We start from the raw sequence: 22,799 nt of genomic DNA, 5'->3' as shown, positions 1-22,799 counted from the left end.
GAGAGCCCGGCCTAGGACTTGGCACCATGGCACCGAATATGTCGCATCCGATGGCCGACGCGATTGCCGCGCGGCTGACCCAGGGCGCCCTTCCGGCGGAGTTGCAGGGGTTCGGCCCCGCGGAGGTGGCTGCTGCGGCGGCCTTCGTCGCGGGGGTGGCGCAACAGCGCTTGCCCGGAGCGCCGTCGATCGCGCTGGAGCCGATGTCGGGCGACGACACGCACCGCCGGATGCGCCTCGCCATCGTCAATGACGACATGCCCTTCCTGGTCGATTCGATCGCGGCGATGGTCGGTGCGGACGGTATCGCGATCGACCGCGTGATCCACCCCGTCCTGCCCGTGACCCGCGATGCCGAAGGACAGCTTCAGGCGATCGGCACGGGCGGAAAGTCCGAATCCTTCATCTATCTGGAAATGGAGCGCGCCGATGCGCGCGACCGGCGCGGGCTGGTCGACGATCTGCGCGCCGTGCTGGCCGATGTCCGCGCCGCGGTGGCGGACTGGTCGGGGTTGCAGGACGCGCTGGCCGCCGATGCGACGACGCTGGGCGAGAAGAATGGCGAGGGCGCGGCGCTTCTCCTGTGGTTCCTGGGCGGCAAGCTGACGCTGCTGGGCCATGAGAAATGGTATGAGGATGGCCGCGACGCGCCCGCGCTGGGCGTCGCGCGGACGCCGCACAAGGTGCCGCTGCTGGCCGAGACGTCGCGCCAGCGTGCGCTCGACTATTTCGCCGAGGGTGGCGCGGCACCGCTGCTGCTCAAGTCGAATGCGATCTCGACCGTCCACCGCTCGGTGCCGCTCGACCTGGTGCTGGTGCCGGTGGTGGAAGGGGGCCGCGTCGTCGGCCTGTCAATTCACGCGGGCCTGTGGACCAGCGCCGCGCTGGCCAGCCCGCCGCATGAAGTGCCGGTGCTGCGCACGCGGCTGGCCGCGCTGCAGGCCAAATTCGGTTTCGACCCGCGCGGCCATACCGGCAAGGCGCTGACCCATGCGCTGACCGCTCTGCCGCATGACCTTGTCACCGCCTTCCCGGCCGAGGCGCTGGAGCAGCTGGCGCTGACCGCCATGTCGCTGGCCGACCGTCCGCGCCCCGAGCTGGTGCTGATCCGCTCGGTCTTGCAGCGGCATCTGTTCGCCTTTGTCTGGCTGCCGCGCGACGAGCTGACCACCGCGCGGCGCGTCGCGATCGGCGAGATGCTGGGCGAGGCCGCCAATGGCTCGCTGCTCAACTGGTCGATCGCGCTGGAGGACGGCGTCGTGGCGCTGATCCGCTATACGATCGACCTGCGCCAGGACGGCCGCCTGCCCGATACGGCGGCGCTGTCAGAGCGGCTGCGCAAGATGGTGCGCGGCTGGATGTCCGATGTCGAGGCCGCGCTGGCCGAGCAGGTGCCCTCGCCGCGTGCGGCGCGCCTCGCGCTGCGCTGGGCCAATGGCTTCCCGACCAATTACCGCAATGTCAGCGATGCAGCGGAAGCGGCGGCGGACATTCTGCGCCTGTCGTCGCTGGAAAATGAGTCGAGCCGTTCGGTTCGCCTCTTCCCGGTCCAGCCGGGGCAGGATCGCCAGCTGAAGATCTACAAGCTGAACGGCGCGCTGCCCTTGTCGGACGCGGTGCCGGTGCTGGAGAATTTCGGCTTCCGCGTGATCGGCGAACTGCCGACGCGGCTGCGCGACGAGGCCGATCCCTTCGTCCACGACTTCATCGTCGAGACCGAGGCGACGACCGAGCCCAGGGGCGCGGCGGTGCTGGAGGGCGCGATCGCCGCCGTGCTGGAAGGCAAGGCGGAGAATGACGCATTCAACCGCCTGATCGTCGATGTCGGCCTTAGCCCGCAGGCGGTGGTGCTGTTCCGCGCCTGGTTCCGCTATCTGCGCCAGGCGGGGCTGCCTTATGGGCTGACCACCGTGGTCGATGCGTTGCGCCGCGCCCCCAAGCTGGCGACCGCGCTGATCGAGCGGTTCACCGCCGCGCATGACCCGAAGGCGGGGGGCGACATCGCCGCCGCCGATACCGCCATCGCGGCGGGCCTCGATGCGGTGTCGGCGATCGACGACGACCGGATCCTGCGCAGCTTCCGCGACATGATCGCCGCCACGCTGCGCACCAACGCCTTTGCCGAGGCGGGCAGGGAGGCGCTGGCCTTCAAGCTGGACAGCCACAAGATTCCGGGTCTGCCCGCGCCCCTGCCGTGGCGCGAGATCTGGGTCTATTCCCCCCGCGTCGAGGGTATCCATCTGCGCGCCGGACCCGTCGCGCGCGGCGGCCTTCGCTGGTCGGATCGCCGCGACGACTTCCGCACCGAAATCCTGGGCCTGATGAAGGCGCAGCGGGTGAAGAACGCGGTCATCGTGCCGACCGGCGCCAAGGGCGGTTTCTACCCGAAGCAGCTGCCGTCGCCCGTCACCGACCGCGACGGCTGGGCCGCCGAGGGCAAGGAAAGCTACCGCGTGTTCATCCGCGCGCTGCTGTCGATCACCGACAATATCGTCGAGGGGGCGGTGGTGCACCCGGACGGCGTGCGCGTGCTGGACGGTGAGGACCCCTATTTCGTGGTCGCCGCCGACAAGGGTACCGCGACCTTCTCCGACGTGGCCAATGCACTGGCGCTGGAGCGCGGCTTCTGGCTGGGCGACGCCTTCGCCTCCGGCGGCAGCCAGGGTTACGACCACAAGGCGATGGGCATCACCGCCAAGGGGGCCTGGGTCTCGGTCCAGCGTCACTTCGCCGAGCGGGGCGTGGACGTGCAGAGCCAGCCCATCCGCGTCGTCGGTTGCGGCGACATGTCGGGCGACGTGTTCGGCAACGGGATGCTGCTCTCCAAGGCGATCAAGCTGGTCGCCGCGTTCGACCATCGCCACATCTTCCTCGACCCCGATCCCGATCCCGCGACGAGCTGGGACGAGCGCGCGCGCATGTTCGCGCTCCCCCGGTCGAGCTGGGCGGATTACGACACCAGCCTGATCTCGCCCGGCGGCGGCGTCTTCCCGCGTTCGGCCAAGACCATCCCGCTGTCGGACGAAATCCGCGAGGCTCTGGGCATCACCGCCACCTCGCTGGAGCCGGCGGCTTTGATCTCGGCGATCCTGAAGGCGCCCGCCGACCTGCTCTGGTTCGGCGGCATCGGGACCTACATCAAGGCGGCGGCGGAGAATAATGTCCAGGTCGGCGATCCGGCCAATGACCGCCTGCGCGTCGATGCCGAGGATCTGCGCGTCATCGCGATCGGCGAGGGCGCCAATCTGGGCGTCACCCAGGCCGCGCGCATCGCCTTTGCCGAGCGGGGCGGGCGGATCAACACCGACTTCATCGACAATTCGGCGGGCGTCGACTGTTCGGATAACGAGGTCAACATCAAGATCGCGCTCAACCGCGAGATGATCGAGGGCCGTCTGGCGGAGGGTGATCGCAACACGCTGCTCGCCTCGATGACCGACGACGTGGCGCATCTGGTGCTGGAGGATAACCGCCTCCAGACGCTGGGCCTGTCGATCGCCGAGGCGGACGGCGCGGGCGCGATGCCGAGCTATGTCCGCGTCATCGAAATCTTCGAGAGCGCCGGGCGGCTCGACCGCGCGGTCGAGGGGCTGGGCAGCAACGATGTGCTGCTGCGGCGTGGGCAGGACGGCATATCGCTGACCCGGCCCGAACTGGCGGTGCTGCTGGCGACGGCCAAGCTGACCTTGCAGGACGCGATCGAGACCAGCCCGCTGGCATTGGACGACGAACTGCTCCCCGATCTGCACGCCGCCTTCCCGCCCGCGATGCAGGACGCATTCGGCGAGGCCATCGACGAGCATCGCCTGCGCGGCGAGATTGTCGCGACCAAGCTGTCCAACCGGATCGTCAACCGGCTGGGCATCCTCCACCCGTTCGAACTGGCCGAGGAGGAAGGCGCGGCGATGGCCGACATCGCGGCGATGTTCGTCGTGGTCGAGCGGCTGTTCGACCTGCCCGCCCTGTGGACCGCGATCGAAACGGCGGCGATGCCCGAAGCCGCGCGCATCGCGCTGTTCGACGAGGTGGCGCGCGCCACGCGGTCGCAGATCGCCGACCTGCTGCGCTCCATGCCGGCGGGCACCTCGCCCGGCGCGGCGCTGGAGCGTTTGCAGCCGGGCATCGCGCGGCTGGCGGCGGAAACGCCCGCCTTGCTGCGCGACGAGGCCAAGGCACAGAGCGCCCGCGTCGTCGCCGCGCTGGAAGAGGCGGGCGCGCCCGCCGATCTCGCGGCGCGGGTGGTGCGCGTGTCCGAACTCGACGGCGCGGTGGGGCTGGCCGATCTCGGCCAGCGTCTGTCGCTCGACGAAACGCGGTTGACCCATGCCTTCACCCGCCTGGGTCAGGCGCTGGGCCTCGACTGGGCGCAGGGCCAGGCGGCACGGATCAGCCCGAGCGATCCGTGGGAGCGCCTGTTGATTGCAGGGCTTGCCCGTGACTTCCAGCAGCAGCGGCTCGATTTCCTCGGCCGTGCAGGAACGACCGACCCCGAAGCGGCGGTCGAGGCCTGGCTGGAGCGCAATGCAGCGCGCGTCGGCCAGTTCAAGGCGGTAATCGACCGGGCGCGACTGGCCGCTCAGCCCAACGCCGCGATGCTGGCCCAGATCGCGGGGCAAGCGCGGGTGCTGCTCGGGCGGTAAGCGGGGAGCAATCCCTCTTCTGTTTCCCGGCGAAGGCCGGGGTCCAGTTCCTTTGCCGTTCGAGGCGCGCAAAACGCCGCGTGGGAGGCCCTCCCGCGTGGCGTTTTTTTCACGCGAAGCCGCGATGACGCGAAGATTGATTGCGCGCGGAGACGCGGAGGCGCGGAGAAGAAGGTTTGTTCGCGCAGAGGCGCAGAGGACGCAGAGAGGAATTGCCGCGCGCAGCGCCCTCCATCCGTCAGCGCCCGAGCTAGAAGGGCCGCTGACGCGGCGGGCGAGACACCTCCGCGTCTCCGCGCCTCCGCGCGAACCAACCTTCTTCCTTCTTCTTCGCGTCCTCGCGGCTTCGCGTGAAAAATCAGATCGCCGCGCACTTCTCCAGCAACCAGTCGCGATCCGCCCCCTCCAGCTCCGGCGCCAGAACTTCCGCCACCCGCGCATGATAGGCGTTGAGCCAGTCCCGCTCCGCCGCGGCCAACAGTTCGGGAACGATCAGCGTCCGCTCGACCGGGCACAGGGTCAGCGTCTCGAAGCCCAGCATGTCGCGGTCCGCGCCCGCGATGGCGCGCGGTTCGACCAGCACGAGGTTTTCGATGCGGATGCCGTACTCGCCCGCCTTGTAATAGCCCGGCTCGTTGGACAGCATCATGCCCGCGCGCAGCGGCTCCATCGCCGCGCCGCCGGGATAGTTGGGCGCGGCGATACGCTGCGGCCCTTCATGCACCGACAGGTACGCGCCGACGCCGTGGCCGGTGCCATGCGCATAATCCAGCCCGACCTCCCAGAGCGGCCGCCGCGCCAGCGAGTCCAGATGCCCGCCCAGCGTCCCGTCCGGGAAGACGGCGGTGGCGAGGCCGATATGCCCCTTGAGCACACGGGTGAAGCGATCGCGCATCTCGTCGCTAGGCTGGCCGATCGGCATGACCCGGGTGATGTCGGTGGTGCCGTCCTGATATTGCCCGCCCGAGTCGATCAGGAACAACTGACCCAATTCGATGGCCGCGTTCGATTCCTCGGTGACATGATAATGCGGGCTCGCGCCATGCGCACCGGTCGCCGAGATGGTCGAGAAGCTGGTATCCTTCAGCAGCCCGGTCGCCTCGCGACAGGCGAGCAATCGCGCGGCGGCGGACAATTCGGTCTGTCCGCCCTTGGGGCATTCGCTCTCGACCCAGCGCAGGAACTTCACCATCGCCGCGCCGTCGCGCACCGAGGCGGCGCGGTGCCCGGCGACCTCGGCGGTGTTCTTGATCGCCTTGGTCAGCACCACCGGATCGCGAAGCGCCAGCACCTTGGCCCCGCCTGCCTCCAATGCCTGCGCAATGGCGGCGACCGCGCGCTCGGGGTCGGCGACGACGCGCTTGCCCGCAAAGCCGGTCAGATAGCCCTCGAACGCCGAACGCTCATGCAGCCGGACGGCATTGCCCAGATGCGCGCGCACCTCGGGCGTGATCTTCTTGGGTGCCACGAACAGGTCGGTCTCGCCGTCCGCGTGAACGATGGCATAGGACAAAGCGACCGGCGTATGCGCAACGTCGGTGCCGCGCACGTTCAGCGCCCACGCGATCGAGTCGAGCGCCGACAGCACCACCGCATCGGCCCGCTGCTCGGCCAGCCATTCGCCGATCCGCGCGCGCTTGGCGGCCGAGCTTTCGCCTGCCACCGCATCGTCCTGCACGGTGAGCACGGCAGGTGAGGGGGCGGGGCGGTCGGTCCAGACCGCGTCGATCGGGTTGGCGGTGACGGCGACCAGTTCGGCGTCGCGATCGGCGAGCGCGGCGGTCATGTCGGCGACCTGCTGGCGCGTGTGCAGCCACGGGTCGTACCCGATCCGCTGCCCCGCCGCCGTCTCGCGACCCAGCCAGCCCGCGACGCTGTCCTGCGGCACCGGGATATAGGCATAGTCCTCGCCCGACACCTGCTCGCGCACCTGAAGGGTATAGCGCCCGTCGGTGAAGATCGCCGCCTTGTCCGTCAGCACCACGGCCGACCCCGCCGACCCGCCAAAGCCGGTCAGCCAGCTAAGGCGCTGCGCATAGTCGCCGACATATTCGCTCATATGCTCGTCGGTCAGCGGCACGACGAAACCGTCGAGCCCCTGGGTGGCCAGTTCGGCACGAAGGGCGGCAAGGCGGGCGGAATGGGACATGGAACAGCCTGACAGCAATGGAAACGCGGTCGGTCTAGCCCTCCACCCGCACAGCGTCGAGCCTCACGGGGGCTTGTCGAATTTGTCAGACCATATACGATCCTTGAGAGAGCAGATGGGAGGTTGGAATGATGATCGACCGGCGGAGCGTTTTGGCAGGGGCGGGCGCGGTGGCGCTGATGGGCGAGGCCGCGCAAGCGGCGGGACCGGATGGGTTCCGGCCCGGCGAAGTGTGGAACGACACGAACGGCGTCGCGATCAATGCGCATGGCGGCGGCCTGCTGCGTCATGGCGGACGCTGGTGGTGGCATGGCGAGCACAAGACGGCCGGAGACGCGGGCAATCGCGCGCAGGTCGGCGTCCATGCCTATAGCTCGGCCGACCTGGTGAACTGGCGCGACGAGGGGGTGGCGCTGGCGGTCTCGGACGACCTCGATAGTCCAATCGCGCGCGACTGCATCCTGGAGCGGCCCAAGGTCGTCTACAACCCGCGCACGCGGAAATTCGTGATGTGGTTCCATCTGGAGCTGCGCGGCAAGGGGTATGGCGCGGCGCAGGCGGGCGTCGCGGTCGCCGACCGGCCGCATGGGCCGTTCCGCTTCCTGCGCGCGGGCCGAGTCAATCCGGGCATCTGGCCCGCCAATGCGACCGCAGAGGACAAGGCACCGGACACCAAGCTGGCCCAGGACATGCCCGGCGGGCAGATGGCGCGCGACATGACGGTCTTCGTCGACGGCGACACCGCCTGGCATGTCTATGCTTCGGAAGAGAATGCCACGCTCCAGATCGCACGGCTGACGCCCGACTGGACGCGGCATGACGGCTATTATGTCCGTGCGCTGCCCGATGGCGGGAACGAGGCGCCCGCGCTCTTCAAGGCGAAGGGGCGCTACTACATGTTCGCCTCGGGGCTTACCGGCTGGCGGCCCAATCCGGGGCGGGTCTATGTCGCGGACAAGGTGACGGGGCCGTGGCGCTCGCTGGGCAATCCGGTGCGCGGGAGCGAGGTCGACCAGAAGACGACCTTTCATTCGCAATCCACCTTCGTCCTGCCGCTGCCGCCCGCGCGTCCGGGGGCGGAGCCGCGCTTCATCTTCATGGCGGACCGCTGGCGGCCCGAAAATGCGATCGACGGACGCTATGTCTGGCTGCCGGTGGAATGGGAGGGCGAGACGCCGGTGCTGCGCTGGCGGGATCGCTGGACGCTGGCGGATGGGTGGAAGGCGAAGTAACCCAACCCTCCGCTCAGCGGGAACGGCTATTGGGGGGAGGCTGAGCGGAGGCTGGGAGAATCCGTCCTCCACCCCTTCCGGCGGGGCGTAACCCTAGCTACATCCGGGCGATGACCGAACCCGCGCCGACGCCGCCCATTGCCGAGACCCGCCCGCACAGCTTCACCGCGCACGGGATCACCATCACCGACCCCTATGCCTGGCTGAAGGACCCGGCCTATCCGGAGGTCGAGGACAAGGACATCCTCGCCTATGTCGAAGCGGAGAACGCCTATTTCGAGGCGGTCATGGCGCCGCGCCAGCCGCTGATCGACCGGCTGTACGAAGAGATGAAGGGGCGGATCAAGGAGGACGAATCCTCGGTCCCGCAAAAGGATGGCGACTGGCTCTACTGGACCGGGTTCGAGACCGGCGGGCAATATCGCAAATGGTGGCGCAAGCCGGTGGCGGGCGGTCCGGACGAGCTGCTGCTCGACGAACCCGCTCTGGCCGAGGGCAAGGAATATTTCCGGCTGGGCGCCTTCTCGATCAGCAACAATGGCCGTTACCTCGCCTATGCGATCGACGACAATGGCTCGGAACGGTTCGAGGTGCGGATCAAGGACCTGACGACAGGCGAGCATCTGCCCGAGGTCATTCCCGGCATGCTGTCGGAGATCGTCTGGGTCGCCGACGATAGCGGTTTCCTCTACGGCGTGGCGAACGCGCAGTGGCGCACCGACAATGCGCGCTTCCACAAGCTGGACACCGATGTCGCCGAAGATGTCGAGCTGTTCCACGAGGATGACGAGGGTTACCGCGTCGCCGTCGCGGAGACCTCCGCGCGCAACTGGATCGTGATCGCGACCGGCGACCATGTCACCAGCGAGGTGCGGCTGCTGCCTGCCGACAATGTCTTCGCCGAACCGATCCTGGTCGCCCCCCGCAAGGAGGGCCGCGAATATGACGTGGACGAGCATGACGGCACGCTGTTCATCCACACCAACGATGTGGATCCGCAATTCCGCCTCTGCACCGCCTCGATCGACAATCCCGGCGACTGGCACGAGCTGATCGCGCCCAATCCGCATTTCTACATGACCGGGGTGGAGTGCTATAAGGACTTCTTCGTGGTCGAGGGGCGCGAGGACGGCTTGGACCGCATCGCCATCCATCGTTACGACACCCCGACCATACCCCAGCGGATCGACTTCCCCGAGGCGAGCTATACGGCGGGCCTGGGCGACAATCCCGAATACGACGTCTCGGTCCTGCGGCTGGGTTACGAATCCATGGTCACGCCGGGCACCGTCTATGATTACGACGTCGCGACCGGCGGGTTGACCGTACTGAAGGTGCAGGAAATCCCGTCGGGCTATGACGGCGACAAGTACCGGACCGAGCGGCTGAAGATCGCCGCGCGTGACGGGACGATGGTGCCGGTGTCGATCGTCTATCCCAAGGACTTCCCCCGCGACGGATCGGGCAAGCTGTTCCTCTATGCGTACGGCGCCTATGGCTATGCCATCCCGCCGGGCTTCTCGACGGGGCGCATGAGCCTGCTCGATCGCGGTTTCGCCTATGCCATCGCGCATATCCGGGGCGGCGACGATCTGGGCCAGCAATGGTATCTGGACGGCAAGCTGGAAAAGCGAACCAACACCTTCCACGATTTCGTCGACGTGGCGAAGGGGCTGATCGAGGGCGGTTGGACCAAGGCGGGCCAGATCGCCATCGCAGGCCGCTCGGCGGGCGGCGAGCTGATGGGTTCGGTGGTCAATTCCGATCCCGAGCTGTGGGGCGCGGTGATCGCGGATGTGCCGTTCGTCGACGTGCTCAACACGATGCTGGACGCCGAACTGCCGTTGACGCCGGGCGAGTGGCCCGAATGGGGCAATCCGATCGAGGACGCCAAGGCGTTCGAGCTGATCCGCAGCTACAGCCCCTATGACAATGTGAAGGCCCAGGCCTATCCGCCGATGTTCATCTCGGGCGGACTGAACGATCCGCGCGTCACCTATTGGGAGCCCGCCAAATGGGCCGCCCGGCTTCGTGCGACCAAGACCGACGACAATCTGCTGCTGCTCAAGACCAATATGGGTGCCGGGCATGGCGGCAAGTCGGGCCGGTTCGAGAGCCTGCGCGAGGGCGCGGAGGAGCACGCCTTCATCCTGTGGCAGATGGGAGTCGAATCCTGAGCATAGAGGCGATCGTCGCGCGCTACGGCGTCGCGGCCATCGCGCTCGGCGCCGGGCTGGAGGGAGAGACGGCGGTCGTGACGGGAGGCATCCTGTCGCATCAGGGGCTGATCGGCTGGCCCGCCGCCTTTCTCGCTGCCGCGATCGGGTCGTTCCTGGCGGACCAGGTCTTCTTCACCATCGGCCGGCGGGCGCGCGACGGGCGCTGGGTGGGCAAGCTGCGCAAGCGGCGGGTCTATACGCGCGTCACGAAGCTGATGGAGCAATACCCGGTCGGCTTCATCTTTGCCTTCCGCTTTCTCTACGGCCTGCGCACGATCAGCCCGGTGGCGCTGGGCACCAGCCATGTGTCGACCCGGCTGTTCGTCGCGGTCAATGCCGCATCCGCCTTGTGCTGGGCAGCGATCTTCACCGGCATCGGTTATTTGTTCGGCGAGGCGTTTCACGAACTCGCCGCGCGCTATCGCCCGACACTGCCGCACATCCTGATGGCGGCCGGGCTGGTGATGATCGCCGCCGCCATCGGCTGGGGCGTCCGCGCGCTGTGGTTGCGATACAGGGAAACGGACGACCAGGCATGAGCCGCTTCACCAAGACCTTCACCGCCCAGCCCGATCATATCGACGAGCTGGGCCATGTGAACAACGCCGTCTGGGTCCAGTGGATTCAGGCGATTGCGGGCGCGCATTGGGAATCCGTCGTGCCCCCCGAACATGCCGCCGCCCATGTCTGGGTCGTGACGCGGCACGAGATCGACTATCGCGGCAATGTCGTGGCGGGCGAGACGGTGACCGCCGAAACCTGGGTGCCGGACCCGCCCAAGGGCGCGCGCTTCGACCGGCATGTCCGCTTTCTGGATGCGGAAGGTCGGGTGAAGGTGGAGGCGGTGACGACCTGGGCGCTGATCGACCGCGCCACCGGCCGGTTGCTTCGCGTCACGCCCGAGATCGCCGCGCCCTTCTTTCGGCTTTGACCGCAAGAAGCGGGACGCTTCGGACACGCCCCTGCGCTAAGGTCGCGCCCATGTTGAGCCAATGCACCATGGCCTCGCCGGTGGGCGAGCTGACCCTCGTGGCGAGCGAGCAGGGCCTGCGCGCCGTCCTGTGGGCCGAGGAGCGGGTGGGGCGGGTGATGCTGCCCGAACGACGCGACGATCCGGCACATGCGGTGCTGACGCAAGCGATACGCCAGCTGTCGCAGTATTTCGCAGGAGAGCGCCGCGAGTTCGACCTGCCGCTCGACCCGGTAGGCACCGCATTTCAAAAGACGGTGTGGACCGGCCTGGGCGCTATTCCCTATGGCGAGACGCGCAGCTACGCCGCGCTCGCCACCGCGATCGGGCGGCCGGGGGCATCGCGCGCGGTCGGAGCGGCGAACGGGCGCAACCCGCTATCGATCGTGACGCCTTGTCACCGGGTGATCGGCGCGAACGGCACGTTGACCGGCTTTGCGGGCGGACTGGCGGTCAAGCAATGGCTGCTGGCGCACGAACGCGGCGAGCCGACGCTGGCGCTGGCATGAGCTACCCGCCGCGTGCCTTTCGCGAGACGCGGGAAGAGGTGCTGCTGGAGGCGGTTGCGGAAATCGGCCTCGCTTCGCTGGTCGTGGTGCGTGATGGCGTGCCCGAGGCGGTGTCGTTGCCGATGATCGCATCGCGCGATGGCGGGGCGCTGATCCTGGAAGGGCATGTGGCGCTCGCCAATCCGGTCTGGCGGCTGGCCGAGGGCGGTGCGGCGGCGCTGGCGATCTTCCAGGGGCCGCATGCCTATGTCCATCCCGGCTGGTATCCCACCAAGCGCGAGCATGGGAAGGTCGTGCCGACCTGGAATTATGTGGTGATACAGGCGCATGGGGTCCTGTCCGTCACCCGCGATCCCGAATGGCTGGCGGCGCATCTCGCACGATTGACGGAGACGAGGGAAGCGGGGCGGGCCGAACCCTGGTCGATGGACGATGCGCCTGTGGATTTCATCCATGGCTTGCAGCGCGGCATCGTCGGCCTGACCCTGCGCGTTGCCCGGCTGGAGGGGGTGTGGAAAATCGCCCAGCATCACCCCGAGCCCAATCGGCGCGGCGTGATCGCCGGACTGGCGGCATCGGACGCGCCCGGTGACTGGGCGATGGCGGCGGTGATGGAACAGGCCGAGCGCGACCGGGCGGGGTAAGGCGGATTTACCAATTCATTCCTCCCCTGAAGGGGGAGGTGGCAGGCCGAAGGCCTGACGGAGGGGTGTCGCCCTCTCGAGAGCAGGACATCCCTTCCCTTGCAAAGGGAGGAATCGGATCACCGCAACGTGACGGCGATGTCACTGGTGGCGGGGGAAGTGCGGCCGTACCGGGCCGGATATCGGTCCCGTGTCGGAGACTCCAGATGCGCCTGTTGCCCATTTGCTCCATGCTTCTCGCCATCCTGCTATCCGCGCCCGCCCCGGCAGAGGGGCCTGCCACGCCCTGCTGCCGGACTCTGGGGGAAGTGCGCACCAACATCGACCGGATCGACGACGAAATTCTGCGCCTGATGGCCGAGCGGTCGCGCTATGTGACACAAGCCGGGCGCTTCAAGGCCTCGGCCGCGACGGTCCGGGACGAGGCGCGGATTCGGCAAATTTTGACGCGCATCCGGGAAAAGGCCGCGACGCAGGGGGTAAGCCGGGATGTGGCGGAAGCGACCTTCCGCGCGATGGTCGAGGGGTTCACGGCGGAGGAAGTGCGGCAGAAGAGGCGGTAGGTTCAGGCCTGTTCCTCCCCTTGCCGGGGAGGTGGCAGGACGCAGGGCTGTCGGAGGGGTGTCACGGCCAGCGGCTACACCCCTCCACCAGCTTCGCTGGTTCCCCTCCCCTTGCAGGGGAGGAATTGCGAAAGTCAGTCCCCGTCCCAAACGATCGCGATCGGCGCGTCGATTCCCAGCACCGCATGAACCGGACAGGCGGCCGCTGCCGCCTCCAGTCGTTTGCGCTGCGCCGTATCATATCGCCCCGGCACCCGAACCGTGACGCCCAGCGTGGTGATCCGGCGCGGCGCATTGCCCATCTTCTTGGTCACGGTCGCCGTCGCACCCGCCAGTTCCAGCCCGGCGACGCGGCCCGCCATCGCCATGATGCTCAGCACGCAGCCGCCCAGCGACACCGACAGCAGGTCGCTGGGCGAGAAATTCTCGCCGCGCCCGCCCAGTTCCTGCGACGCGTCCATGACCAGCACCGTGCCATTGTCGGGATGGGCGACATGACAGCGCAGGCCGCCCTCGTAATGAACGACGAAATCCGCCACCGCTCTTACCCGCTGTTGCGCAACGCCGTGGCGATGCCGTTGATCGACAGCAGGATACCCTCGCCGATGCGCGGATCGTCCTCGCCCGCGCGGTGGCGCTTCATGAGTTCGATCTGCAGCAGGTTGAGCGGCTCGATATAGGGCAGGCGCAGGCGGATCGATGCCTCCAGCGCCGGATTGTCGGACAGCAGGCGTGTCTGGCCGGTGACGGTCAGCAGGCCGTCGCGCGCGCGGTGCCAGCCGTCATGGATTCGTCCGAAGATCGCGTCCCGCAGGGTTTCGTCCTCGACCAGCCCGGCATAGCGCCGCGCGATGCCGATGTCGGACTTGGCCAGCACCATCTCCATATTGGCCAGCGTGGCCGCGAAGAAGGGCCAGTGTTTCGCCATCTCGGCGAGCAACGCCTTGTCCTCGAAATTCGCGATCGCGGTGCCGACGCCGTACCAGCCCGGCAGCATGACGCGCGCCTGTGCCCAGCTGAACACCCAGGGGATGGCGCGCAGATCCTCTATCGCGTCGGACTTCTTGCGGCTGGCCGGGCGGCTGCCGATCTTCAGGCCCGCAATCTCGGCGATCGGGGTCATCTGGCGGAAAAAGGTACGGAAACCCTCGGTGCCATAGACCAGCCCGCGATAGGTGGAGAAGGCGGTGGCCGACAGTTCTTCCATCGCGGCGGTAAAGCGCGCGGTGTCCGCCGCCGACAGCCGGTCCGGCTCCAGGCTGGCGAGCAGCGTCGCCGACGCCATGGCTTCCAAATTGGTCAGCGCCGAGTCGCGCGTGCCGTATTTGCCCGCGATCACCTCGCCCTGTTCGGTGATGCGGATGCGGCCCTGCACCGTGCCGTGCGGCTGGGCGCGGATCGCGGCAAAGGCGCTGCCGCCGCCGCGCCCGACCGCGCCGCCGCGCCCGTGGAACAGCTGCATCCTGACGCCCAGATCGTCGAAGACCGGGCGGAACGCGCTCGACGCCTTGGACAGCGACCAGGTGGAGGTCAGATAGCCGCCATCCTTGTTCGAGTCCGAATAGCCGATCATCACCTCCTGATGGCCGCGCGCGCGGACGATCGCGGCAATCTCCGGCAGCGCGAAATAGGCGCGCATGATCTCCGGCCCGGCCTCCAGGTCCTCGATCGTCTCGAACAGCGGCACCGCCATGATCGCGGCGGTGGCGGGCTCGCCGGGGCGGTAGAGGCCGAATTCCTTCAGCATCAGGTTGATTTCGAGCAGGTCGGACACCGACTTGCCCATCGAGACGATATAGTTGGTGATGCACTTCGGCCCATAGGTGGCATGGGCATCGGCGGCGGCCTGGACGATCGCCAGTTCGGAGCGCGTCTCGTCCGAATAGTCGGCATAATGGCTAAACAGCGGCCGGGCATTGGCCAGTTCGCGGCGGAGCAGTGCGACGCGCGCCTCCTCGTCCAGGGCCAGATAATCCGCCTCGACGCCCGCCACCTTCAGCAGATCGGCGACGACGCGTTCATGCACCGCCGAATTCTGCCGCAGGTCGAGCGTGGCGAGGTGGAAGCCGAACGTCTCGACCGCGCGGATCAGCCGCCCGAGCGCGCCGCCGCTGGCCAGCGCCCCGTCGCCCTGCGCGGCCAGCCCCCGCGCGATCGCGACCAGATCGGTGCGCAGTGCCTTGGGGTCGGGATAGGGCTCGCCGGTCAGGCGGCCGGGGCGCGGCGGGGTCTTGCCGGTCAGCTTCTGATGCGTGGCCGAAAGCCGCGCATAGATGCCCGACAGCGCGCGGCGATAGGGTTCGTCCGAGCGGCTCAGCGCCTCGTCGCCGCTGGCATCGGCCAGCGCCAGCACCGCCTCGTCCACCTGCGCATGGCCGGTCGAGATCGACAGCTCGGCGCCCAGTGCGTGCACCCCCTCGCAATAATGGGTCAGCACCGCGTCCGCCGCCTGGGCGAGCGCGGTGGTCAGCGACTCGGCGGTGACGAAGGGATTGCCGTCGCGGTCGCCGCCGATCCACGAACCGGGGCGCAGGAAGGCGGGCACGCGCGCCCCGAACGCCTTGTCCCAGCGCTGGTACAAAGCGGGCAGCACCGGCAGGAACACGTCGCGCAAATAGGACAGCGCCGTCTCGACCTCGTCGGTGACGTACAGCCGCTCGCGGCGCAGCACGCGCGTCTGCCACAACAGCGCGATCTGGCGGCCGATCGCCGCGTCCACATCGTCGCCATCGGGCGTGACGTCACGGCCCGCATCGCGCATCGCCAGCAGTTCGGCGATGCGGTTGCGGTGGTCGATCATGCTCTTGCGCCGCACCTCGGTCGGGTGCGCGGTCAGTACCGGGACGACCAGCGCCTGCGCCAGCAGCTCCATCGCCGCCTCGCGGTCGATACCCTGTTCGGACAGCGTCGCCAGCACCTCGGCAATGTCGGTGCCCGGCTCGCGCGCAATGCCCTGCCGGTCCTCGGCCAGATTGGCGAGCATCGAGAACAGCATGAAACCGCGCACGAAATCCAGCGTCTCGTCGAGCGCGAGGCGTTCCAGTTGCAGGTCGACCGACCCGTCCTCGCCCAGCCCGCGATAGCGATCGACCGAGGCACGCCGGATCGCCTCGGTCGCCTCGAACAGCGCGTCGCCGCCATAACGGCGGATCACATCACCGAGCTGGGCACCCAGGAAGCGGATATCGGCATTGTTGGCGATCGGAGGCAGGGTCGTCATGGGCGCTATTGCTGCAACGCAATAGGGCAGGCGTCAACCGATTGCGGATGGTAATTTTGGTATAATATCTAGTAGTGACAATTATGGGATATTGCGCACGTGCCCTTGTCGGGTCAGGGCTTGGGAACCGCCTGCGATCCCATCAAAGTCGACGGAGTCAGCGTCGGTGCGACGACCAGCAGGTCGAATTGCAGGCTCTTTCGGCGCCATGTCGGCGGCATATCCTTGGGCGGATGGGCACGAAGCTGGCGCAGATCGACCAGCATCCATTCGGAAGAGCCGCTGTCGAGCCCGCCCAGCGCGTCCTTCAGCCAAGCATAGTCCGCATCGTCGGTCATGACGAAGGGTTCGGTCCGCACCTGCCGCCCCACGCCGTTGTAAAGGGCATGCACGCCTCTGGCGCCATAGACTGCGATGTGCAGCGACTCGGCGCCTTCGCCCTCGGCGCGTTCGGCGATGAAATTGCCCAGGTCTCGCTGGTCTAGCCCGTTGACGCCCTTGGCGGCGTGGAGATCGCCGAACTTGAACAGGACCCGCGCCGATTTGGGGGCCTCGGCCAGATGCTTCATCAGCGTCCGCTTCATCAGACGGGCTCGGCGTCCGTTCGAGGCATAGCCATCGTCATTCTGCCCCAGATAGATGGCGCGCGTCTCGACCAGGCTGTCGAACAGCTCGCGAACCCGCTGCCCGCCGTCGCGCCGGATGGCGGCGTCCGCGTCGGCCAGCTGAGCCTCGCCGATCGTGAAGATCAGCAGATCGCCGACCGATCCCGATGCCATGGCCTTTTGGCTGGCTGCGCGGTCGAGCTCGACCAGCCGCGCGATCGCGGTGCGGGCGACGGGGCCGGGGTGTGCGGCCTGCATCTGTTCGAGCAGCAAGCCCGACGCACCGAAGAATTCCTGGTCCAAACCCCAGATCGCGAAGTCAGGCCCGGCCATCTTGGCGCAATCGGCCGCCATGTCGCTTTCGTCACGGCCATTCTGGAAGGCCATGCCGTCGGGATGCGTCTGCATGAACGCAGTAAGGCGCGCGACCCGGTCGGGGCGGCGGAGATGGGCGTTGACGATCCGGGCGGCCTCGGGCCCCGTCTCGACCGCAAAGGCGCGCAGCCCGTCCGGCGCCATCAGACGGCATAGGCCGCGCACGAACATCGGGATTTCGCGCGACAGATGATCCTCGCCGATCATCACATAGCGCGCCTTGGTGACGGCATCGGCGATGGTCGTGGCGCCTGGGCCGTGCAGTCCGGTCGCGTCGACGCTGAAATGCGATCGGACCTGCGCCAGGCGATCGGCAAAGGGCGGCTTCTTTTGGGGTTCCTGGGCCGACAGCGTGGTTGCGCAGGCCATCAGCGTCACCGTCATCCATAGCTTGCGCACAATTATGCCCCCCGATGGGCATAATCTGACGCAACTTGTCGGCCTTGCCCAGGTCCTCCGTACCGGGCGCCGTGGCGTCAGTTCGCATTCCCCGGCGGGGTCGCGTTCGCGCCGGTCGCGACCGGATTGGCGGGTGTCGCGGGCCGTTCGGTGCGCGATGCCTCGCGTTCTTCGGAGGTGACGGTGCCGTCGCGGTTCAGATCCATCCGGTCGAAGCGCGCCAGCATCCCCTCGAAGAACTCGCTCTCGGTGATCTCGCCATCCTTGTTGCGGTCCAGCTCCCACAGGCGCGAATTGGTCGTGGGCATTTCATCGGCGGTGATGATGTCGTTGCCGTCGCGGTCGAGTTCGCGGAAGCGGCGCGCCATCATGCTGCCGAAGTCGACGCGGGACGTGACGGAGGGCGGCACGAAGCCCGCCTTGGCGGCGGCGCGGTCGGCTTCGGCGCGGTTCTCCGCTTTCTTGCCACAGGCGGTGGTGGTGGCGGCCAGTGCCATCAATCCCAGGCTGATCAGGCCCCTTGCCCATCCACGCATTCGACACTCCCGCTTCGTTACGCTTCCAGCTCAACGTCCCAATAGAGCCAGTCGTGCCATGTTTCATGCAGATAATTGGGCGGGAAGCTGCGGCCATGTTCCTGTAAATGCCAGTTTGTCGGGCGGATCGGCTCGATGTGGAGCGGCATCGCGGCCTGGCGTGGGGTGCGCCCGCCCTTCTTCAGGTTACAGGGGGCGCAGGCGGTGACGACATTCTCCCAGGTGGTGCGGCCGCCCTGCGCGCGCGGGATGACATGGTCGAAGGTCAGGTCGCGGTGCGATCCGCAATATTGGCAGGAGAAGCGGTCGCGCAGGAACAGGTTGAAACGGGTGAAGGCCGGGAATTGCGACGGCTTCACGAATTGCTTGAGCGCGATGACCGAGGGCAGCTTGACCTTGGCGGTCGGGCTGCGCACCTCGCGCTCGTAATGGGCGACGATATCCACCCGGTCGAGGAACACGGCCTTCACCGCGGTCTGCCAGGGCCAGACCGACAGTGGATAATAGGACAGCGGCGTATAGTCCGCATTCAGTACGAGCGCCGGACAACTGTCCGGGTGTCGGATCAAATCGGGATGAAACACAGCTCCTCCCATCGATGTACGCCGACGCTATTCGCGCAAGCGCGTGACATGGCTATGACACTCGGGCGTATGAGAACATGCTATTGGAATCGCGGTCAAGAGGGCGGGCGATGAGTGGAGCGCCACGCGCCACGCGTTTCGCGCCCAGCCCGACCGGGCGGCTGCATCTGGGCCATGCGCTGTCGGCGGTGCGTGCGTTCGATCTGGCGCGTGCGGGGGGCGGGCGCTTCCTGCTGCGGATCGAGGATATCGACGGCACGCGCAGTCGGCCCGAGCATGTCGATGCGATATTGCGCGATCTGGAATGGCTGGGGCTGGAATGGGACGACCTGTCCTTCCAGTCCAAGCGGCTGGACCTTTATGCGGCGGCGCAGGCACGGCTGGCCGATCTGCTCTATCCCTGTTTCTGCACCCGCGCCGAGATCGCCGCCAGCCTGTCGGCGCCGCATGGCGCGACGCCGCTCTATCCGGGGACGTGCCGCCATGTGTCGCACGAGACGCGCGCCGCGCGGATGGGGGAGCCGCACAGCTGGCGGCTGGACATGGCACGCGCGGTCGATCGCGCCGGGCCGCTGACCTGGCAGGACGAATATGCGGGCGAGGTCGTCGCCGACCCGCTCGCCCATGGCGACGTCATCCTGGCGCGCAAGGATGCCCCCGCCAGCTATCATCTGGCGGTGACGGTCGATGATGCGGCGCAGGGCGTGACCGACGTGGTGCGGGGCGTCGATCTGTTCGACGCCACCCATGTCCACCGATTGCTCCAGGCGCTGCTGGACGTGCCGACGCCGCTCTATCACCACCACCCGCTGATCGTCTGCACGGACGGCCAGCGTCTGGCCAAGCGCCACGGTGCGCCCGCCCTGGCGGCGATGCGCGAGGCGGGGGAGGACGGCCACGCGCTGGCGAATGCGCTGCGGCGCAATATGCTTCCCGCTGGATTTCGGCTGGGGGAGGCGTAAGCTCAAGGGCATGACCACTTTTCTCGTGATCCTGCTGATCGCGGCGATGCTCGCCACATTGGTCGCGCTGGTGCGCGGCATCATCACCTTTCTCCAGGAGGCGACCGCCGAGGCGAAGGGCGAGGGGCCGACCGCGTCGCAGCTCAAGTCCAACCGGATGATGCAGCAGCGCATCTTCTTCCAGGCGCTGGCGATCACCGTGGTCGTGCTGTTGCTGTTCATGGCAGGGCGGACCTGATTCCTTGGTCAAGCTGACGAAAATCTACACCCGGACCGGCGACGAAGGCACGACCGGGCTGGTCGACGGATCGCGCCGTTCCAAGGTGGATACGCGCATGGTCGCGATCGGCGAGGTGGACGAGGCGAACAGTGCGATCGGCGTGGCCTTGCTGTCGGTCGAGGGGCCGCTGGGCGAGCGACTGACCATGATCCAGAACGATCTGTTTGACCTCGGCGCGGATCTTGCCACGCCCGGAGAGGTGGAGGGGGCGCTTCGCATCGTGCCCGAGCAGGTCGCGCGGCTGGAGGCGGAGATCGACGCGATGAACGCGTCGCTGTCCCCGCTGACCAGCTTCATCCTGCCTGGCGGCAGCGCGGCGTCCGCGCATCTGCATCTGGCGCGCGCCATCGCCCGGCGGGCCGAGCGCGCCGCCGTGGCGCTGGCCGGGCAGGAGGCGATCAACCCGCCCGCGCTCGCCTATCTCAACCGATTGTCGGATTGGCTTTTTGTCGCTGCGCGCACGATGAACCAAAGCGGCGCATCGGACGTTCTTTGGGTTCCAGGAGGGGCACGCATGGTACGGTAAGGGGCCGACCGCGTTTCCCGCTATCCCGGGGAGCGCCCAATGCCGACCCTTGTGCCGTCCTCTGCGGCGACCCTGACACCTGCCGATTCCCTGGCATCCCGCTATCGCTCGGTCCGCGCGCTGACCTTGGCGCTGGCCGAGCCGCTGTCCGATGCCGATGCGACCGTCCAGTCGATGCCGGACGCTTCGCCCGCCAAATGGCATATGGCGCATACCACCTGGTTTTTCGAAACCTTCGTGCTGCGCGACCATGTGCCGGGTTACGGCCTGCACGACCCGCGCTTCCCCTTTCTCTTCAACAGCTATTACGAGGCGGAGGGAAAGCGTCATGCGCGCCATCGCCGGGGGATGATCACACGGCCGACGCTGGACGAGGTGCGCGCCTATCGGGCCCATGTCGATGCCGCATTGCTGGCGGCGCTGCCCGACCTGCCCGCCGAGGCGCTCGAACTGGTGGCGCTGGGCTGTCATCACGAGGAGCAGCACCAGGAATTGTTCGTCACCGACATTCTGCACCTGTTCTCGGAAAACCCGCTCGAACCAGCAATCTATACGCCCGAGTCGAAAGCTCCCGTCGCCATGCCCGGTCCGATCGGCTGGATCGAGGGCAGGACGGGGATCGTCGAGATCGGCCATGACGGGCAGGGCTTCGCCTTCGATTGCGAAGGGCCGCGTCATCAGGCGCTGCTTCAGGGCCATGCCTTGGCCGACCGCACCGTCACCAATGCCGAATGGATGCAGTTCATCGACGATGGCGGCTATCATGACGCGCGGCTCTGGCTTTCGGACGGCTGGGCCTGGGTGAAAGGCGAGGGCATCGCCGCGCCGCTCTATTGGGAACAGCGCGACGGCGGCTGGACGCGGTTCGGGCTCGACGGGCGACGTCCGATCGATCCGGCCGCGCCGGTCACCCATGTCAGCTTCTACGAGGCCGACGCCTTCGCCACCTGGGCAGGTGCGCGACTGCCGACCGAGTTCGAGTGGGAAGCGGCGGCCGCGTCGTTCGACGCATCGGGCGGCAACCAGTTGGACCGCGCGGGCGCGATCGAGCCGCGCCCCTCCTCGAGTGGCCCGGCCTTTTTCGGCGATGTCTGGGAATGGACGGGCAGCGCCTATCGCCCCTATCCCGGCTTCCACCCCGTCGAGGGCGCGGTCGGCGAATATAATGGCAAGTTCATGAACGGGCAGTTCGTCCTGCGCGGCGGCAGCTGCGCGACGCCGCGGGGCCATGCCCGCGCCTGTTACCGCAATTTCTTCTACCCCCATCAACGCTGGCAGTTCACCGGCGTCCGCCTGGCAAAGGATCTTTAAGCATGCTGAAGCCCGAGATCGAGGACGGCCAGATGTCGCTGGCCGACCCCGCCTTCCGCGCCGACGTCCTTGCCGGGCTGGAGCGTCGTCCGCGCGCCATCCCCGCGCGCTGGTTCTACGACCGCAAGGGGTCCGAGCTGTTCGAGGCGATCACCGACCTGCCCGAATATTATCCGACGCGGACCGAGACGACGATCCTGAAGACCATGTGCCCCGATCTGGTCGCGCATGTCGGCAAGGGGCGCGCGGTGGTCGAATTCGGATCGGGTTCCTCGACCAAGACGCCGGTTCTGCTGCGCTGTGTCGAGCCATCGGCCTATGTGCCGATCGACATTTCCGGCGACTTCCTGCGCGAATCCGCGCGCGGGCTGCAACAGGCGTTTCCCGACCTGCCCATCCATCCGCTGGAGGGCGATTTCATGCGCCCGCTGACGCTGCCCGCGATGGTGGCGGATGCGCCGAAACTGGGGTTCTTCCCCGGATCGACCATCGGCAACATGACGCCCGCCATGGCGACCGACCTGCTGCGTGCGATGCGCGGCTCGCTGGGTGAGGGGGCGATGCTGCTGATTGGCATGGACCGGACCAAGCCCAGCGACGTGCTGGTCCCCGCCTATGACGATGCGGCAGGCGTGACGGCGGCGTTCAACCGCAACCTGCTCGACCGGATCAATCGCGAACTGGATGGGACCATCCCGGTCGACGCCTTTCGCCATCGAGCCATCTGGAACGACGACCGCTCGCGGATCGAGATGCATCTGGCGGCGCAGCAGGATGTCGACTTCACCATCGAAGGACGCCCCTTCGCCATGGCGGCGGGCGAGACGATCCATACCGAGAACAGCCACAAATATGGCCCGCGCGATGCCAAGATCCTGCTGCGTGCGGGGGGCTGGACCCCGGTGAAGGACTGGACGGACCCGGATCAGCTGTTTTCGGTCTATCTGGCCGAAGCGCAATCGGCTCGGCTTGCGCCATGAACGTCCTGTCGTGATATCGCGACTAAAATCTAATTTTTGTTAGTTCGATGCGTCTTTTTCGTCGGAGCCGACGTTTTGACTCCCGGTTCGGCCAA

The 22,799-nt window shown here is 67.6% G+C and carries 19 protein-coding genes; 13 read left to right on the top strand and 6 right to left on the bottom strand.

Annotated features, from left to right (window positions below; genetic code table 11):
• Positions 1-50: 50 nt before the first annotated feature.
• A complete protein-coding gene (locus tag ACQR50_RS16915) occupies positions 51-4,640 on the top strand; it encodes an NAD-glutamate dehydrogenase (protein ID WP_428969200.1) in 4,590 nt (1,529 codons plus the stop codon).
• A 358-nt stretch (positions 4,641-4,998) separates the two neighbouring features.
• Here ACQR50_RS16915 and ACQR50_RS16910 read toward each other — a convergent pair whose 3' ends face one another.
• Entirely contained in the window at positions 4,999-6,789 is a 1,791-nt protein-coding gene (locus ACQR50_RS16910) for an aminopeptidase P family protein (protein ID WP_428969199.1), read from the bottom strand.
• Positions 6,790-6,917: 128 nt separating this feature from the next.
• Between ACQR50_RS16910 and ACQR50_RS16905 the strand changes: the two genes are divergently transcribed.
• The 7 genes from ACQR50_RS16905 to ACQR50_RS16875 all read left to right on the top strand — a co-directional run bounded on the left by ACQR50_RS16905 (position 6,918) and on the right by ACQR50_RS16875 (position 12,926).
• Complete coding sequence (locus ACQR50_RS16905) at positions 6,918-8,021, top strand: glycoside hydrolase family 43 protein (protein ID WP_428969198.1); 1,104 nt, start codon at positions 6,918-6,920, stop codon at positions 8,019-8,021.
• A gap of 110 nt (positions 8,022-8,131) precedes the next feature.
• On the top strand, positions 8,132-10,198 hold the full coding sequence (locus ACQR50_RS16900; protein ID WP_428969197.1) for a S9 family peptidase: 2,067 nt from the start codon (positions 8,132-8,134) through the stop codon (positions 10,196-10,198).
• Entirely contained in the window at positions 10,174-10,779 is a 606-nt protein-coding gene (locus ACQR50_RS16895; RefSeq protein ID WP_428969196.1) for a DedA family protein, read from the top strand. Before ACQR50_RS16900 ends, ACQR50_RS16895 begins: the two co-directional genes overlap by 25 nt.
• Positions 10,776-11,171 carry an acyl-CoA thioesterase gene (locus ACQR50_RS16890; protein ID WP_428969195.1) on the top strand — a complete coding sequence of 132 codons (396 nt, stop codon included), beginning with the start codon at positions 10,776-10,778 and terminating at the stop codon, positions 11,169-11,171. The genes ACQR50_RS16895 and ACQR50_RS16890 overlap by 4 nt, the downstream gene beginning before the upstream one ends.
• Before the next feature lie 50 nt (positions 11,172-11,221).
• The gene (locus tag ACQR50_RS16885; RefSeq protein ID WP_428969194.1) at positions 11,222-11,719 is read left to right on the top strand and encodes a methylated-DNA--[protein]-cysteine S-methyltransferase; all 498 of its coding nucleotides are present in this window, start codon (positions 11,222-11,224) and stop codon (positions 11,717-11,719) included.
• Positions 11,716-12,363 carry an FMN-binding negative transcriptional regulator gene (locus tag ACQR50_RS16880; RefSeq protein WP_428969193.1) on the top strand — a complete coding sequence of 216 codons (648 nt, stop codon included), beginning with the start codon at positions 11,716-11,718 and terminating at the stop codon, positions 12,361-12,363. The genes ACQR50_RS16885 and ACQR50_RS16880 overlap by 4 nt, the downstream gene beginning before the upstream one ends.
• Positions 12,364-12,569: 206 nt before the next feature.
• Positions 12,570-12,926, top strand: coding sequence for a chorismate mutase (locus tag ACQR50_RS16875; RefSeq protein ID WP_428969192.1), 357 nt, complete (start codon positions 12,570-12,572; stop codon positions 12,924-12,926).
• A gap of 134 nt (positions 12,927-13,060) precedes the next feature.
• On the opposite strand, the gene ACQR50_RS16870 is transcribed toward ACQR50_RS16875, so the two are convergent.
• The 5 genes from ACQR50_RS16870 to ACQR50_RS16850 all read right to left on the bottom strand — a co-directional run bounded on the left by ACQR50_RS16870 (position 13,061) and on the right by ACQR50_RS16850 (position 18,645).
• Positions 13,061-13,465, bottom strand: coding sequence for an OsmC family protein (locus ACQR50_RS16870; protein WP_428969191.1), 405 nt, complete (start codon positions 13,463-13,465; stop codon positions 13,061-13,063).
• A gap of 5 nt (positions 13,466-13,470) precedes the next feature.
• Complete coding sequence (ppc, locus tag ACQR50_RS16865; RefSeq protein ID WP_428969190.1) at positions 13,471-16,146, bottom strand: phosphoenolpyruvate carboxylase; 2,676 nt, start codon at positions 16,144-16,146, stop codon at positions 13,471-13,473.
• A gap of 113 nt (positions 16,147-16,259) precedes the next feature.
• Positions 16,260-17,525 carry a hypothetical protein gene (locus tag ACQR50_RS16860; RefSeq protein WP_428969189.1) on the bottom strand — a complete coding sequence of 422 codons (1,266 nt, stop codon included), beginning with the start codon at positions 17,523-17,525 and terminating at the stop codon, positions 16,260-16,262.
• Between the two features lie 77 nt (positions 17,526-17,602).
• The gene (locus tag ACQR50_RS16855) at positions 17,603-18,061 is read right to left on the bottom strand and encodes an EF-hand domain-containing protein (protein ID WP_184105633.1); all 459 of its coding nucleotides are present in this window, start codon (positions 18,059-18,061) and stop codon (positions 17,603-17,605) included.
• A gap of 17 nt (positions 18,062-18,078) precedes the next feature.
• Complete coding sequence (locus tag ACQR50_RS16850) at positions 18,079-18,645, bottom strand: HNH endonuclease (RefSeq protein WP_042485172.1); 567 nt, start codon at positions 18,643-18,645, stop codon at positions 18,079-18,081.
• Between the two features lie 110 nt (positions 18,646-18,755).
• Between ACQR50_RS16850 and gluQRS the strand changes: the two genes are divergently transcribed.
• From gluQRS to egtD, 5 genes are read left to right on the top strand one after another with little or no spacing between them, the layout of a single operon-like run.
• Positions 18,756-19,607, top strand: a complete 852-nt coding sequence (gluQRS, locus tag ACQR50_RS16845; protein WP_428969188.1) for a tRNA glutamyl-Q(34) synthetase GluQRS — start codon at positions 18,756-18,758, stop codon at positions 19,605-19,607.
• 10 nt (positions 19,608-19,617) lie between these two features.
• On the top strand, positions 19,618-19,845 hold the full coding sequence (locus ACQR50_RS16840) for a twin transmembrane helix small protein (protein WP_056435854.1): 228 nt from the start codon (positions 19,618-19,620) through the stop codon (positions 19,843-19,845).
• A 4-nt stretch (positions 19,846-19,849) separates the two neighbouring features.
• Positions 19,850-20,413, top strand: a complete 564-nt coding sequence (locus tag ACQR50_RS16835) for a cob(I)yrinic acid a,c-diamide adenosyltransferase (RefSeq protein WP_428969187.1) — start codon at positions 19,850-19,852, stop codon at positions 20,411-20,413.
• A 39-nt stretch (positions 20,414-20,452) separates the two neighbouring features.
• A complete protein-coding gene (gene egtB / locus ACQR50_RS16830; protein WP_428969186.1) occupies positions 20,453-21,724 on the top strand; it encodes an ergothioneine biosynthesis protein EgtB in 1,272 nt (423 codons plus the stop codon).
• Positions 21,725-21,726: 2 nt separating this feature from the next.
• A complete protein-coding gene (gene egtD, locus ACQR50_RS16825) occupies positions 21,727-22,704 on the top strand; it encodes an L-histidine N(alpha)-methyltransferase (protein ID WP_428969185.1) in 978 nt (325 codons plus the stop codon).
• Positions 22,705-22,799 lie beyond the last annotated feature (95 nt).

It is taken from the genome of Sphingomonas sp. Xoc002, from assembly GCF_050408055.1.
GTDB lineage: Bacteria > Pseudomonadota > Alphaproteobacteria > Sphingomonadales > Sphingomonadaceae > Sphingomonas > Sphingomonas yabuuchiae.
Note: the sequence above shows the minus strand (reverse complement) of the source record. Positions and strands in the feature narration are given on the sequence as shown.